Raw genomic sequence first — 14276 nt, 5'->3', positions numbered from 1 at the left:
GCCGCCCGACCAGGGCGACGCCGACCAACCCGCGCTGCCCGGCCTGACCGGCGTGCTCGCCGCCGCCGCGATCCGGGCGCCGTCCGGCGGCAACGTGCAGCCGTGGCGCATCGACGTCACACCCGAGGCGCTCACCATAAACGTTGCGCCAGAATGCACCTCGGCGATGGACGTCGGTCACCGGGGCAGTGCCGTCGCGCTGGGGGCGGCGCTCTTCAACGCCAGGATCGCGGCCGCTGCGCACGATGTGCTCGGCCCCGTCACCGTGACCGAGCACACCGGCGGGGTACCGCTGCAGGCGACGCTGCGACTCGGCGACCACAGCGACGCCGACCTCGCGGAGCTGTACCGGCCCATGCTCGCCCGCGAGAGCAATCGGCACCACGGCACGCCAGGACCCCTGGACCCGGCCACTGCTGAGGCGCTGCGCGCGATCGCCACCCGACACGGCGCAACGCTGCGGTTGCTCACCACGGACACCGAATTAGCGGGAGCGGCAGGAATTCTCGCGGCCGCGGACCGGGTCCGTTACCTGACGCCGCGGCTGCACGCCGAGATGATCTCCGAGCTCCGCTGGCCAGGTGACCCGGACTTCGACGAGGGCATCGACGTGCGGAGCCTCGAGATGGACGCCGGTGACCTCGCCGTCCTCGACATCCTCCGGCGGCCCGAGGTGATGGCGCATCTCGCGGACTGGCAGGCGGGCAGCGCACTCGGCGAAGACACCCATGACCGGGTGCGGGCGAGCTGCGCGCTCGCGGTGGTGACCGTGGCGGGCGATGCCCTGCGCGACTACGCCGCGGGAGGGGAGGCCGTCGAAGCGGTGTGGATCGCCGCGCAGACGCACGGGCTCGGCGTGCAGCCGGTCTCGCCGGTGTTCCTCTACGCCCGCTCCGATGACGAACTGCGCGACCTCTCACCACAGTTCGCCGGAGAGCTCGCCGGCCTGGCGTCGGACTTCGCGCGGCTCGCAGGCACCGGCCCGGATGACGCCATCGCCCTGATCCTGCGATTGGCCGCCACGGGTCCGGCATCGGTGCGAAGCAGGCGCAGACTCGACCGCGTTCGGGCCCTGTCCCGGTGAACACGCTGTCGTAAGGTTTGACACGTGTCGCGCACACTCGAGGAGGTCGTCACCTCGGTCGCCGCTGAACTCATGGCGGCGAACGTCACGTCCGTGGTGCGCAGCAGCGAACGTGTGCTCGAGATCCTGGTGGGACAGCTCGGCGTCGACATCAGCTTCCTGCGGCACAACGACCACACCATCCACGCCACCAAGTTGATAGCGCAGTGGCCGCCCCGGCCCTACGTCCCGGACCCCGATCCGATCGGGGTGGTGCACTTCGTCGACGCCGACCCGGTGTTCGCGGCGGCCGAGCACCTCAAGGCGCCGCTGGTGATGCGGCCGGAGCCGGCGAACGACGACTACCAGCGCCGGATCGAGGAGGGCACCGCGGTGCCGGCCAGCTCGATGGCCTGCGTGCCGCTGCTGTCAGGTGAGATCACCACGGGGACACTGGGGTTCGTCAAGTTCGGCGATCGTGAGTGGACGCCGGCGGAACTCAACGCACTGCAGACGATCGCCACCCTGTTCGCGCAGCTGCAGGCGCGCATCGTGGCCGAGGAGCAGCTGCACTTCCTCGCCGAGCGCGACGACCTGACCGGGCTGCTGAACCGCCGCTCGCTCACCGAGCAACTGGACCGGCGGCTGACGTCCGGCCGCGAGGAATCGGTGCCCGTGCTGTTCATCGACCTCGACCGGCTCAAGGCGGTCAACGACTACCTGGGGCACAAGGCCGGCGATACGTTCATCAAGGTCTTCGCCGATCGCCTGCGCGAAGCCGTGGACGGTCCCGCCACCCTCGCGCGCATCGGCGGCGACGAGTTCCTGGTGATGCCCGAGAAGGCAATGGACGCCGACGACGCGGAGCTCTACGCCAGGGAACTGCAGACCAGGCTGCAGAAGCGGGTGGTGATCGACGGCGAGACGCTCACCCGCACCGTCAGCATCGGTGTCGCGGTGGGAATGGCGGGCCGTGACAGCACCTCCGACGTGCTGCGCTGGGCGGATCAGGCGGCGCTGTCGGCGAAGAGCGCCGGTGGCAACAACGTCTCGGTGCTCACCCCCGCCCAGTCTGAGAAGCAGGCCCTCATCAACGACGTCGAGTTGCGCCTCGAGGAGGTGATCGACGTCGACGGCGCTCTGGTGCTGCACTATCTGCCCGAGATCGACATGCGCACCGGGCGGATCCTGGCCACCGAGGCGCTGGTGCGGTGGCAGCACCCGACGCGGGGGCTGCTGCTGCCCGACTCGTTCATCGGCGTCGCCGAATCCATCAACCTGGCCGGCCGGCTCGGGCGACGCGTGCTGCGGATGGCCTGCGAGGAGTTCACCGCGTGGCGGCGCAAGGGCCTCGGCCTCGACATCGTGCTTCGCGTGAACGTCTCGCCGGTGCAACTGGTGTCGCACGGGTTCGTCGACATCGTCGCCCGGACTCTCGGCCACTGCGGGCTCGACCCCGCCAACCTCTGCCTGGAGATCACCGAAAGCGTTGTGGTCCAGGACATCGAAGCCACCCGCAACACGCTGGCCGGCCTGCGCGACGTCGGCGTGAAGATTGCGATCGACGACTTCGGCACCGGGTACAGCGTGCTGACACACCTCAAGTCGCTGCCCGTCGACACGGTCAAGATCGATCGCGGTTTCGTCCGTGACCTGGGTAGCAACCCGCACGACCTGGCGATCGTCCGGGCGATCATGGCGCTGGCCGACGCGTTCGGCCTCGACGTCGTCGCCGAAGGCGTCGAGACCGAGTTCGCCGCGAAAACGCTGATGGACCTTGGTTGTTGGCGGGCGCAGGGCTTCCTCTTCTCGAGACCGGTCCCCGGTGACGCGATGGCGGCCCTGCTGGCCGCTGGTGCGGTACCGGTGCACCACACGGACGTGCAGCCGTCCCCGGACAACGGTCGGCTCCCGGAGAGCTGATCGCGACGGGCGCGGCGATCGTCACGGTGGTTGCCGGTCGGAGGGGCAGGCCGTAGCCTCGGGGCGTGGCCGGTGCGACAGCCGTCCGCGTGGACGAACTCGCGGCACTGGAATTCTTTGCCGGCTGCCCCATTGACGCTCTGGCGCCGCTGGCGGCCCAGTTGCGGCCGCTGACCGCCGCGCCAGGTCAGATCCTCATGCGTCAGGGTGAGCAGGCGGTGTCCTTCCTGCTGATCGGGTCCGGCCGCGCCCAGGTCACCCATGCGGCCGCCGACACCCACCCGCTCGTCGTCGACCTCGCGCCCGGCATGATCGTCGGCGAGATCGCGCTGCTGCGGAACACCCCGCGCACGGCGACGGTGGTGGCGATCGATCAACTCACCGGCTGGGTGGGAGGCCACGAGGCGTTCACCACCATGCTCGACCTGCCGCCGATGATGGCCAAGCTGGTGCGCATCGCCCGCCAGCGGCTGGCCGCATTCACCGACCCCATCCCGGTGCGGCTGCGCGACGGCACCGAACTCTTCCTGCGGCCGGTGCTGCCCGGCGACAACGAGCGCACCATCAACGGCCCGGTCGAGTTCTCCAGCGAGACGCTCTACCGGCGGTTCCAGTCGGTGCGGAAGCCCACGGTGGCGCTGATGGCGTACCTGTTCGAGGTGGACTACCTCGACCATTTTGTCTGGGTGATGACCGACGGCGCCGACGGGCCGGTGGTCGCCGACGCCCGATTCGTCCGTGACGAACTCGATCCCACCACCGCCGAGGTCGCGTTCACCGTCGGAGACGCCTATCAGGGACGCGGGATCGGCACATTCCTGATGGAGGCGCTCGCCGTGTCCGCGGCGTACGACGGAGTGCAACGGTTCTCCGCGCGCGTGCTGTCGGACAATTTCCCCATGCGCAAGATCCTCGACCGCTTCGGCGCGTTCTGGCACCGTGAGGACCTCGGCGTCGTCACCACCGTCGTCGCCGTGCCCGACGCGTCCCGGCTCTCGCTGAAACCGCGCCTGGTCGAACAGATCCGCGACGTCACCCGCCAGGTGATCCGGGCCGTCGGATGACCGGCGCCGCACGTAGACCACCGCTGAGCAAGGACACCCGGCTGTGCATCTCGCTGGCCGGCAGGCCCAGCAACATCGGCACCCGGTTCCACAACCATCTCTACGACGTGCTCGGACTCGATTTTCTCTACAAGGCGTTCACCACCACCGACATCGCCGCCGCCATCGGTGGCGTGCGCGCCCTCGGCATCCGCGGTTGCTCGGTGTCGATGCCGTTCAAACAGGACGTGCTGGCGCTCGTCGACGAGGTGGAGCCCTCGGCCCAGGCGATCAACGCGGTGAACACCATCGTCAACGACGTCACGGTGTCCGGCGGACGCCTCACCGCGTCGAACACCGACTACCTGGCGGTGCAGCGGCTGATCGCCGAGCATGGGCTCGACCCGGCGGCCCCGGTGCTGATCCGCGGCAGCGGCGGCATGGCCGCGGCCGTCGGATCCGCCTTCCGCGACGCGGGTTTCCGCACCGGCACCATCGTGGCGCGCAACCGCACCACCGGCGCCGAATTGGCGGACCGGCTCGGCTACGACTACGCCGTCGACGTCGGGTCGCGCATCGCCGCGGTGATCGTCAATGTGACACCCGTCGGCATGGCGGGCGGCCCGCAGGAACGCGACAGTGCCTTCGACACTGCGACGATCGCGCGGGCCGAGACGGTGTTCGACGTGGTGGCGATGCCGTCGGAGACACCGCTCATCGCCGCCGCCCGCGACGCCGGGGTACCGGTCATCACCGGCGCGGAGGTGATTGCGCTGCAGGCTGCCGAGCAGTTCGAGCGCTACACCGGCGTGCGGCCGACGCCCGGGCAGATCGCCGAGGCGTCGGCGATCTCCCGCGCGTGACCGTCAGGGGGTGATGGTGGTCTGCTCGTCGATGAGGTTCATCGCGTCCATCATCGGGCCCTCCTGGCCTTCGGGGCCGTCGGCGTTGAGTTGCAGCACGTACATGCCGTCCTGGCCGGGGATCACGACGGTCTTCTGACCGATCAGCCGCGTTGCGCCGTCCTTGACGTAGGTGCCGCTCAGCTGCCACGCGTCGAAGCCGCTCATCGTGCTCGACTGCCCGTCGCTGCCGTCCCAGCCGTCGAGGTTCTTCAGCTCGTTCGGTGCGAATTCGATGATCTTGGCCGGGTCCACGTTGCCGGTCAGCTTCGACATCAGCGCGATGACGCTCGGCGGGTCGCCTGCCGCAGCGGGATCGGCGAACACGATTGCGCCCCAAGCCCATTCCGGCGCGTTCGGACCGGCGTCCTCCCACCCGGGCGGGATCGGCAGGTCGAGAGCCGGCGAGCCCGGATCGCCGCGGTGGATCGGCGTCTCGACGATCTGGTTCTCCTTGATGTAGTCGACGATCGTGTAGTTGGCGCCGTCGGCCGGCGCGGGCGAGGTCTCCGGAGCGGCCTTGGTCGTCTCGGATTTCGAGGTCGCCTTCGACGAGGTCTCCTTGGCCGCACTCGGCTCGGTGGCGGTGTCGGACCCGCACCCGACCAGTGCCAGACCGAGGGTCACCGCAGCGATGGCCACGCCACTCGCGCGCCGCGAATTCTTCATGAGTTCTCCCGTCAATTCTGATGTCGGCAAGAGCCTACGACTGGCAAATGCCCGACGAATGCTGAATCGCCGGGCAGGTTAGCCGACGGCGATTGGAACTCGATTGGAGAGTTCCGGCGCGTCCGCCGCCGGGACCACCCTTCTGAACCGATTCCGAAAATCGGCCACTGTTCACTTGCTGTGGCTGGTAGCGGGCAGTGCGGTATTTCCTGTGGAAAGTACTTGTGGTCGGTAGCCGAAAACTTCGCCGATGTCCGTTGGCAACCTGAGAATCCGATGAGAAAATGGGTTTGCCCAGCACGAAGCGGCTGTCGATTGACTCCGGCGTCATTACTGGGCTCCGGGGAAATCATTGCTGGTACTTCATGGGGGCACTCGCGTATGCGCACAAAACTTCGTTCGCTGGGACTGGCCGGGGGAGCCGTCGCAGCGGCGGTCACATTCGGTCTGGCGTCACCTCTGCCGTCGATGGTCCAACTACTGGCCACCACCGCACTCATCATGGGCGGCACCGAACACCCGCTGGTGCAGTCCAACCACGACGGCGTCAGCAATGATCCGTTGACCGCTGACGAGCAGTGGGTGAGGGACTACCTCGACTCGATGCAGGACAACTACCTCGAACCGACCGAAGGCGACCGAGACGCCGAATCGAACGAGCCGTACCGCCTGGTGGCCGTCTACACGCCCGAGGAGTTCTTCCCGGTCGTCGGCTCGAAGACCTTCGACGACTCGGTGGCCGAGGGTGCGGACAACCTCGACGGCTGCATGACCACCGGCTGCGACTCGCATGTGGTGACCGAGCCCGACCCCGGCGTCAACGACGAGTGGGTGATCGTCGGCTACTCGCAGAGTGCCCGCATCGCGTCGATGGAGAAGCAACGGCTGATCGACGAGTACCGCGACGACTGGATCGCCGGTGAAGAGACGCCGGATGTCTCGTTCCTGCTCCTGTCGAACCCCAACCGTCCCAACGGCGGTGTGCTCATGCGGTTCCACGGGCTGTCGATCCCGATCCTCGGTGTCACCATGGACGGCGCAACGCCGACCGACAGCTGCGAAGGCGACACCTGCCATCTGCCGACCGTCGACGTGGCGCAGCAGTACGACGCCCTCGGCGGCGACTTCCCGCTCTACCCGCTCAACCTGCTGGCGACGCTGAACTCACTGGCCGCTTACCTGATGCTGCACGGCGACATGCCCTATGCCGGCATGGACGAAGTCGACGAGGATCAGGGGCAGTTCGGGGACACCCACTACTACATGGTCGGCGCCGACCTCCTGCCGCTGCTGATGCCGCTCGAGCAGCTCGGTGTGCCGCGCGCGCTGCTGAAGGTCATCGACGCACCGCTGCGCGTGCTCATCGAGACGGCTTACCGTCGCGACATCAGCCCGGGAGAGCCGGTGCCGGCACAGCTGGTGCCCGTGATCAACCCGAGGTTCTTGGCCAACCTGCTGGCCTCGATCCCCGTCGGCATCGACGACGGTATCGAGGAGCTCACCGGCGAGCGGCCGCTCGGCACGCAACCGGCCGGAATCTACGGCGTCGGTGGCGAGGACGAGGATCTCGAGGGTGCACCGGTGGGGTTCATCCCGCTGGGCAAGCCCGATCCTACGACGTCCGAGGAAGTCGAGCCGCTTGCCGAAACCGGTTCGCTGACAGCCGATACCGAGATCGCCGACGAGGAGCCGACCACGCAGGCAACTGTCCCAGCGGCCGCGAGCACGCCCGAGACTCCGAAGGCGGAAGTGCCGAAGGCGGCAGAGGATCCACAGTCGCGCGGCAATCTGCACACGTTCTTCCGGGAGCGCGACAACACCGGCGATGAGCAGGAAAATCCCAAGCCGCGCTCGGAGCGCCGCCCGGGAAGTCATCTGCGGAACTTCGTCAAGCGGCTGACAGGTCAGCGTCCGGAACGCTCGAATACCGGCACCGCACCTGAGTCCGGCGACGCGAAGACCGACGATCCGTCGAACTCTCCGGACAACAAGGGCGCCGCCGCCTGAGTCAGCACTTCGCGGTGAGCAACAGCGTGGCCGACTCGCCGTGGCCCTCTGTGCTCATCGGCTGTGTCGGGCCCCCGCCGGGTTGCACGGCGGCCACCGAGCACTGGTCCAGCGGTAGATCGCCGACCTTGTCCACGACCACTCGGTAGCCACTGCGCTCGAGCACCGCGGCGGTCTCCTCGGCCGACCCGACACCGGCCGGTGCGGCCAACGCGGTGGGCGTCCCGAGTGCCAGTGCGGCCATCGTCCCGCCCACGATCGCGGCGAGGTACAACTTGTTCATTTGTGATGCCTTTCGAGTTCTGATCTTGTAAACGTGGTTTCAATCGAATTGATTCCGAACGAATTTGAGGGCGCAGGCGTGCTCGGCCGTTTTCAGCGGGTCGGCTGTGGTATCAACGGCGCGTGCGCCTCTACGCGGCCGTCGCACCGACGGTGCTGTGTCTGGCGGCCTGTGCCGCGCCGGCCGAGGCGCCACCTGCGGCCATCGCCTCGTCCACCCCGACGGTCGGCGTGGTCAACCCGGCACGGGTCGACCGGGTCCGGGCCGAACTGCCCGCCGGCTACGAGGTGGCCGATCTCACCGACCGGCCTGCTCCGGTGGCGCTGTGGGGTTTTGGTCCCGGGTGGATCGCCGATCCGCCGCAGTGCGGTGCGTTGGCCGATCCTGCGCTCGACGCCGCCTCGCTGAGGGGGTGGTCGGCATCGGGTGGCGGCGGCATCGTCTACACCTTCGCGGCGGACGGCGCGGTGGCGCCGGATCCGGCGCTCGTCGACGGCTGCACGCGGTGGACGTTGGCGGCGGGACCCACGTCGGGCACGGTCAGCCGCGTCGACGCGCCGGCGGTCGAAGGCGCCGCCACCCTCGCCATGGCCGCCGACGTGGTCACCACCGTCGAGGGCGGCACCGCAACGCGTTCACACGCCGACACGACGTACGCGTTCGTCGACGGCCACGTGGTGGTGGTCGCCGTGGTGACCGATCCGGGTTCGGTCCAGACTCCGCTCGACGCGGGCGTCGCCGCGGCCCTGCTGACGAAAACCGTGGCGGCGTTGCGGGGTTGACCGCCCGGCGGCGGGTAGATTGGCGCCGATGCTGCTTCTGAGGGCGACGATCGTCGCCGGCCTCGCCGTGCTGCTCGCCGCATGCGGATCCGGCGAGCCGACCGCGGACATCAACCGGATCGACCAGGTCGGGTCGAGTTTCGGCCCGGAGTTCAAGGTGACGAACGTGCCGTCGAGCGGCATCGACCCGAAGCTGCTCGCGCCCCAGAAGCTGCCCGCGGGCATTGCCTTCACGCCGCCGGACTGCGCCGAGTTCGCCGAGGGTCAGCTGATGCCCGAGGGGCTCAAGGGCAACATGGCCGCCACCTTCGCCGAGGGTGAGGGCAACCGCTTCATCGCGATGGCCGTCGAGACCTCCGAGCCGGTGCCGTCCGCGGACCCCGGGGAGAACTGCAAGAAGGTCGAGTTCGCGGGTGGGCAGTTCCGCGGGCTGGCCGAGACCGTCGACGTCCCGCAGATCGAGGGCGTGACGACACGGGGCACCCACCGCGTGCTGCAGACGATCGTCGACAGGCAGCCGCGCACCGGGGAGCTGTACAACTACGTCGCCAGCTTCGACGACTACTTGGTGATCGTCACCGCGAACCCGTTGGTGGTGCCCGGCAAACCGGTCGCGCCGGTGAACACGCAGCGGGCCCGCGACCTGCTGACCGCGGCGGTCGCAGCCGTACGCGGGTGAGGGATCACCGCACGTCGTGCGGGCGGAACTGGATGCTGATCCGCGGTCCCGTCGGCCTCGTGGTCTTCGGCACCGCATGCTCCCAGGTCCGCTGACATGACCCGCCCATCACCAGCAGGTCGCCGTGGTGGTGATGCAGCCGCAGTGACCGTCCGCCGCCGCGGGGACGCAGCGCGAACACCCGGGTGGCGCCGAGGCCGACGATGGCGACCATCGTGTCCTGACTGCTGCTGCGGCCGATGGTGTCGCCGTGCCAGGCGACGCTGTCGTTACCGTCCCGGTACAGGCAGAGTCCCGCCGTGGTGAATGGTTCGCCGAGCTCGCCGCCGTAGGTGTCGTTGAGGCGCCGGCGCAGCTGCTTGAGCCGCGGGTGCGGCACCGGCCCGTCGAGCAGGTTGTGGAAGCTGACCAGCCGGGGGACGTCGAGCACCCGGTCGTACATCTGGCGGCGCTCCGCACGCCACGGCACGGCGTCGCGGAGTTCTTCGAAGAGGGTGTCGGCGTCGGTCAACCAGCCGGATCGCACGTCGAGCCAGGCTCCGTTTCCGAGCTGGCGGCGTTCGGCGTGCTCGAACAGCGAGTCCTGAAGGGCCACCTCCATGTTCGCGAGTGTATCGCACACCCGTTCGAAATCTCAGAGTCGAACGGCGCCGGGTCCCTGTTCGGCGAGTACGTCGCCGGGATTGGACAGGATGCAGGTCTTCAGGCTGAGGCAGCCGCAGCCGATGCACCCGGCCAGGTTGTCGCGCAGTCGCTCCAGATGCAGGATGCGGTCGTCGATGTCCTGGCGCCAGCCCGCCGAGAGCCTGGCCCAGTCCTTGCTGGTGGGGACGCGGTCGTTGGGCAGCGTCCGCAGCGCGTCCCGGATGCGGGCGAGTGGGATGCCCAGGCGTTGCGACATCCGGATGAACGCGACGCGCCGCAGGGTCTCACGCGCGTAGCGCCGCTGGTTGCCCGACGTTCGCCGGCTCTGGATCAGGCCTTCGCGCTCGTAGAAGTGCAATGCCGACACCGCAACGCCGCTGCGCTCGGCCATCTCGCCCGGTGTCAACTCGTGCGTGTCCACACCTGAACAATAGTTGAGGTGACGTTTGGCGCTACGGTGCTAGATGTGACCGGCACCGTGTTGGGCTCCGATTCCGAGGTCGGTCCGCTGCGCGTCGTCATCCTGCACCGCCCCGGCGCGGAACTGCAGCGGCTCACACCGCGCAACAACGACGCACTCCTGTTCGACGGACTGCCGTGGGTGGCCAAGGCGCAGCAGGAGCACGATGCGTTCGCCGACCTGCTGCGCTCGCGCGGGGTGGAGGTGCTGCTGCTGGCCGAACTGCTGTCGGAGGCGCTGGTCAGCGGAGCGGCCCGGATGCACGGCATCGCGGCGGCGGTCGACCCGCGACGGCTGGGCATTCCGCTGGCGCACGAACTGTCGGCGTATCTGCGCACACTCGAACCGGCGGCGCTGGCGCATGTGCTGATGGCGGGGATGACGTTCAACGAGTTGCCGCTGGCCGGCGGTGAGTTCTCGCTCGTGCGCCGCATGCATCACGGCGGTGACTTCGTCATCGACCCGCTGCCCAATCTGCTGTTCACCCGCGACTCGTCGTTCTGGATAGGGCCGCGGGTGGCGATCACGTCGCTGGCACTGCCGGCGCGGGTGCGCGAGACGTCGCTCACCGACCTCATCTACGCGCATCATCCGCGGTTCCTCGGGGTGCGGCGGGCCTACGAGTCACGCTCGGCGCCGGTCGAGGGCGGCGACGTGCTGCTGCTGGCGAAGGGCGTCGTCGCCGTCGGCGTAGGGGAGCGGACCACGCCGGCCGGCGCGGAAGCCTTGGCGCGCAGCCTGTTCGACGACGACCTGGCGCACACCGTGCTGGCGGTGCCGATCGCGCAGGAGCGCGCGCAGATGCATCTCGACACGGTGTGCACGATGGTCGACGTCGACGCCGTCGTGATGTACCCCAACATCAAGGACACGCTGTCGGCGTTCACGATCCACCGCAACGGCAGCGGCGGGGTGCGAATCGACGACGCCGCGCCGTTCGTCACCGCCGCGGCCGCGGCCATGGGCATCGAGCGCTTGCGGGTGATCGACACCGGCCTCGACCCGGTGACGGCCGAGCGTGAGCAGTGGGACGACGGCAACAACACCCTCGCCGTCGCCCCCGGCGTGCTCGTCGCCTACGAACGCAACGTCGAAACCAACGCGCGCCTTGGCGACTCGGGCATCGAGGTGCTGTCGATCGCGGCGTCGGAGCTGGGCACCGGCCGCGGCGGCCCGCGCTGCATGTCGTGTCCGGCGGCGCGCGACCCGCTTTAAGTGTGGCGCGTTTTTGCGTGTAGGGATGTTGTGGCGTCGAAAGCACAGCCCTACGCGCAATAACGAGGAGCCCACCCGCGTCGTGCGAAAGCGTCGCGGACGCGTCGCAGCGTGAACAGCCTGCTGTGCTCCTTCACCACTTTGATGTCGATCCAGCCCTGGCCCTCGATGAGTTCAGCCCTGCCGATGTCGTAGACGTACTGACCGCGATCATCGAGGTGGTGCGCGCCCTCGTAGTCGAGGCCGACTTTCGGCTCGTCGTAACCCATGTCGATGTAGGCGTCCGCGAACCCGTCGCTCACGAGGATCTGGGTGCGCGGGCGAGGTAGGCCGTCATCGATGAGCATGAGCCGCAGCGCCGTCTCTCTCGGTGACTGTGCGCCGCCGTCCATCAGGTCGAGGGCCACACGCGCTCGCGGCAGGCCCCGGGCCCGCGGATGACGCTCGGCCGCTTCGAGCGCGTCGACCGCCGTGACTCCGGACGCGTGGGCGAGCGCGTCGAGGTGTCGGACAGCCGCGTTGCGGGGGAGACATCTCGCCAGATCGAGTGCCGTGCGCTGCAGGTTCGTCACGGGAAGACCGGCGATGTGGACGATTTCGTCGCCGTCGATGCGCTCATTGCGCACCGTGACACCCGGCGGCGGTCGGCCGGAGCTCCAGATCAACTCGATCGGCGTGGCTGCGTCCACCCATCGCGCTCCGTGCAGCGCCGCGGCGGCACGCCCTGCGATGACGCCGTTGCGTCCGGACCACAACCAGGCGCCGGCAGTTCTCGCCTGCAGAGTCAACGTCGCGGCCTTCGGCGCGTAGACACCGGGGAAGAGCGGACGGTAGTTCCACCGGAGTTGACCGCGGGTGAGCGTGCCGAGCGCCAGCACTTCGCCGCCGATCACCACCTCGTGCATGCCGCGATGGTCGCCGCCCGTGCCGACAATTCGGCCGGCTGAGCGGATTTTTGCGCACAGGGCTGTGGATAGCGGCGCGCAGCAGCCCTGGATGCAAAAACCAGCTTCGGCGGCGCCAGTCTCGGCGCCAAACTAAATCGCTAGCGCCAGCTGGGCAGCCAGATCTGCATGTTCCACGTCGACTGCGAGATCGGAATCCCCGTCAGGATCGGGTACATCCACGCGAAGTTCGTGATGACGAGCGCCACGTAGATGCTCACCACCAGCAGCCCCAGCGTTCGCCGCTCGGCGTTCTGGCGGGGCTTGTGCAGGATGTCGCCGAGGATCATCGCGATGGCCAGCACGAGGAACGGCGCCATCACCGCGGCGTAGAAGAAGTACATCTGCCGGTCGATGTCGGCGAACCACGGCAGGAAGCCCGCCGAGTAGCCCACCAGGATCACCGCGTAGCGCCAGTCCCGTTTGACGAACGCCCGCCACACCGACCAGCCGAGCACCGGCACCGCGATGAACCACATCGCGGGCGTGCCGACCAGCATCACGGCCTTGACGCACGACTGCGCGCCGCAGCCCGCCACATCCTGGTTGTCGATCGCATAGAGCACGGGCCGCAACGACATCGGCCACGCCCACGGCTTGGACTCCCACGGATGGTGGTTGCCGTCGGCGTTGGTGAGTCCGGAGTGGAACCGGTACGCGGCATGCGTGTAGTACCAGAGCGACCGCAGCGCATCAGGTATCGGCAGCACGCTGTCCTCGCCGATGGCCTGCCCCACCTGGTGCCGGTTCACCCCGGTCTCCGAGGCGAACCACGGCGTGTACGACGCCAGGTAGACGCCGAACGGAATCAGCACCATCGCGTACAGCGACGGTCCGAGGTCGCGGCGCAGCGCTCCCCGCCACGGCCGCCGCACCCGGTACTGCCTGCGCGCCGCGATGTCGAACGCCAGCGTCATCACGCCGAAGAACATCACGAAATACAGGCCCGACCATTTGGTCGCACAGGCCAATCCGAGCAGCACCCCGGCGCCGAACCGCCACCACCGCACGCCGAGCCGTGGGCCCCACGTCGTCTCACCGATCCGGCCCTCGAGCATCGCGATGTGCATCCGCTCTCGAACCTGGTCGCGGTCGACGATCAGGCAGCCGAACGCCGCCACCACGAACACCACCAGGAACCCGTCGAGCAGCGCCGTCCGGGACGCCACGAAGCTCACCCCGTCGGCGATCAGCAACAGCCCGGCGATACCGCCGACGATCGTGGACCGGCTGATTCGCCGCCCGATCCGGGCCACCAGCAGCACCACGATCACACCGCACACCGCGCCGGAGAACCGCCAGCCCAGGCCGTTGTAGCCGAACAGCGCCTCACCGATCGCGATCAGTTGTTTGCCGACCGGCGGGTGCACCACCAGTCCGTAGCCGGGGTTGTCCTCGATGCCGTGGTTGTGCAGCATCTGCCACGCCTGCGGCGCATAGTGCTTCTCGTCGAAGATCGGGGTGCCCGCGTCGGTGGGTGAGCCGAGGTTGAGGAACCTCGTCACCGCGGCCAGCGCCGTGACCACGGCGGTCATCGCCCACCCCGACAGCCGGTCCAGCGGACCGAAGTCCGCGGGCGGTGTCAATGGCGCCGGACTGATGACGGGGACCGCGCGCGGCGCTTCGGTGGCGGGGGCGGTCACGACAGCGATCGTAGGCTG

At 68.8% G+C, this 14276-nt stretch carries 14 protein-coding genes; 8 read left to right on the top strand and 6 right to left on the bottom strand.

Annotated features, from left to right (window positions below; all coding sequences use genetic code 11):
• The 4 genes from H7I41_RS09945 to H7I41_RS09930 all read left to right on the top strand — a co-directional run.
• The coding region (locus H7I41_RS09945; protein WP_505011362.1) for a nitroreductase family protein at window positions 1-1084 on the top strand (1084 nt) is incomplete at its 5' end.
• A 24-nt stretch (window positions 1085-1108) separates the two neighbouring features.
• On the top strand, window positions 1109-2986 hold the full coding sequence (locus H7I41_RS09940; protein WP_264012408.1) for a putative bifunctional diguanylate cyclase/phosphodiesterase: 1878 nt from the start codon (window positions 1109-1111) through the stop codon (window positions 2984-2986).
• A gap of 65 nt (window positions 2987-3051) precedes the next feature.
• Window positions 3052-4050: an acetyltransferase Pat gene (gene pat, locus H7I41_RS09935; protein ID WP_264012407.1), complete on the top strand. Its 999-nt coding sequence runs from the start codon at window positions 3052-3054 to the stop codon at window positions 4048-4050.
• Window positions 4047-4892, top strand: a complete 846-nt coding sequence (locus H7I41_RS09930) for a shikimate 5-dehydrogenase (protein WP_264012406.1) — start codon at window positions 4047-4049, stop codon at window positions 4890-4892. Before pat ends, H7I41_RS09930 begins: the two co-directional genes overlap by 4 nt.
• A gap of 3 nt (window positions 4893-4895) precedes the next feature.
• Here the strand turns inward: H7I41_RS09930 and lpqN are convergent, their stop codons facing one another.
• Complete coding sequence (gene lpqN / locus H7I41_RS09925) at window positions 4896-5600, bottom strand: envelope biogenesis lipoprotein LpqN (RefSeq protein WP_264012405.1); 705 nt, start codon at window positions 5598-5600, stop codon at window positions 4896-4898.
• A 381-nt stretch (window positions 5601-5981) separates the two neighbouring features.
• Here lpqN and H7I41_RS09920 point away from each other — a divergent pair, with 381 nt between their 5' ends.
• Window positions 5982-7607 carry a PE-PPE domain-containing protein gene (locus H7I41_RS09920; protein WP_264012404.1) on the top strand — a complete coding sequence of 542 codons (1626 nt, stop codon included), beginning with the start codon at window positions 5982-5984 and terminating at the stop codon, window positions 7605-7607.
• A 1-nt stretch (window position 7608) separates the two neighbouring features.
• Here the strand turns inward: H7I41_RS09920 and H7I41_RS09915 are convergent, their stop codons facing one another.
• Window positions 7609-7890 carry a hypothetical protein gene (locus H7I41_RS09915; RefSeq protein WP_264012403.1) on the bottom strand — a complete coding sequence of 94 codons (282 nt, stop codon included), beginning with the start codon at window positions 7888-7890 and terminating at the stop codon, window positions 7609-7611.
• Between the two features lie 122 nt (window positions 7891-8012).
• Here H7I41_RS09915 and H7I41_RS09910 point away from each other — a divergent pair, with 122 nt between their 5' ends.
• Window positions 8013-8672, top strand: a complete 660-nt coding sequence (locus H7I41_RS09910; RefSeq protein WP_264012402.1) for a DUF5642 family protein — start codon at window positions 8013-8015, stop codon at window positions 8670-8672.
• 28 nt (window positions 8673-8700) lie between these two features.
• Complete coding sequence (locus H7I41_RS09905; RefSeq protein ID WP_264012401.1) at window positions 8701-9351, top strand: DUF5642 family protein; 651 nt, start codon at window positions 8701-8703, stop codon at window positions 9349-9351.
• A gap of 4 nt (window positions 9352-9355) precedes the next feature.
• On the opposite strand, the gene H7I41_RS09900 is transcribed toward H7I41_RS09905, so the two are convergent.
• Both H7I41_RS09900 and soxR read right to left on the bottom strand, forming a co-directional pair.
• Window positions 9356-9952 (bottom strand): alpha-ketoglutarate-dependent dioxygenase AlkB, encoded by a 597-nt coding sequence (locus H7I41_RS09900; RefSeq protein WP_264012400.1) that lies wholly within the window; start codon window positions 9950-9952, stop codon window positions 9356-9358.
• A gap of 33 nt (window positions 9953-9985) precedes the next feature.
• A complete protein-coding gene (soxR, locus tag H7I41_RS09895; protein ID WP_302913328.1) occupies window positions 9986-10417 on the bottom strand; it encodes a redox-sensitive transcriptional activator SoxR in 432 nt (143 codons plus the stop codon).
• Between the two features lie 45 nt (window positions 10418-10462).
• Between soxR and arcA the strand changes: the two genes are divergently transcribed.
• Window positions 10463-11671 carry an arginine deiminase gene (gene arcA, locus H7I41_RS09890; RefSeq protein WP_308214600.1) on the top strand — a complete coding sequence of 403 codons (1209 nt, stop codon included), beginning with the start codon at window positions 10463-10465 and terminating at the stop codon, window positions 11669-11671.
• Window positions 11672-11721: 50 nt separating this feature from the next.
• Here arcA and H7I41_RS09885 read toward each other — a convergent pair whose 3' ends face one another.
• Window positions 11722-12576, bottom strand: coding sequence for a putative endonuclease domain-containing protein (locus tag H7I41_RS09885; protein ID WP_264012399.1), 855 nt, complete (start codon window positions 12574-12576; stop codon window positions 11722-11724).
• A 140-nt stretch (window positions 12577-12716) separates the two neighbouring features.
• On the bottom strand, window positions 12717-14258 hold the full coding sequence (locus tag H7I41_RS09880; RefSeq protein WP_264012398.1) for a dolichyl-phosphate-mannose--protein mannosyltransferase: 1542 nt from the start codon (window positions 14256-14258) through the stop codon (window positions 12717-12719).
• Window positions 14259-14276 lie beyond the last annotated feature (18 nt).

Origin of the sequence: [Mycobacterium] manitobense, assembly GCF_025821665.1 — a bacterium.
GTDB classification, from domain to species: Bacteria; Actinomycetota; Actinomycetes; order Mycobacteriales; family Mycobacteriaceae; genus Mycobacterium; species Mycobacterium arseniciresistens.
Note: the sequence above shows the minus strand (reverse complement) of the source record. Positions and strands in the feature narration are given on the sequence as shown.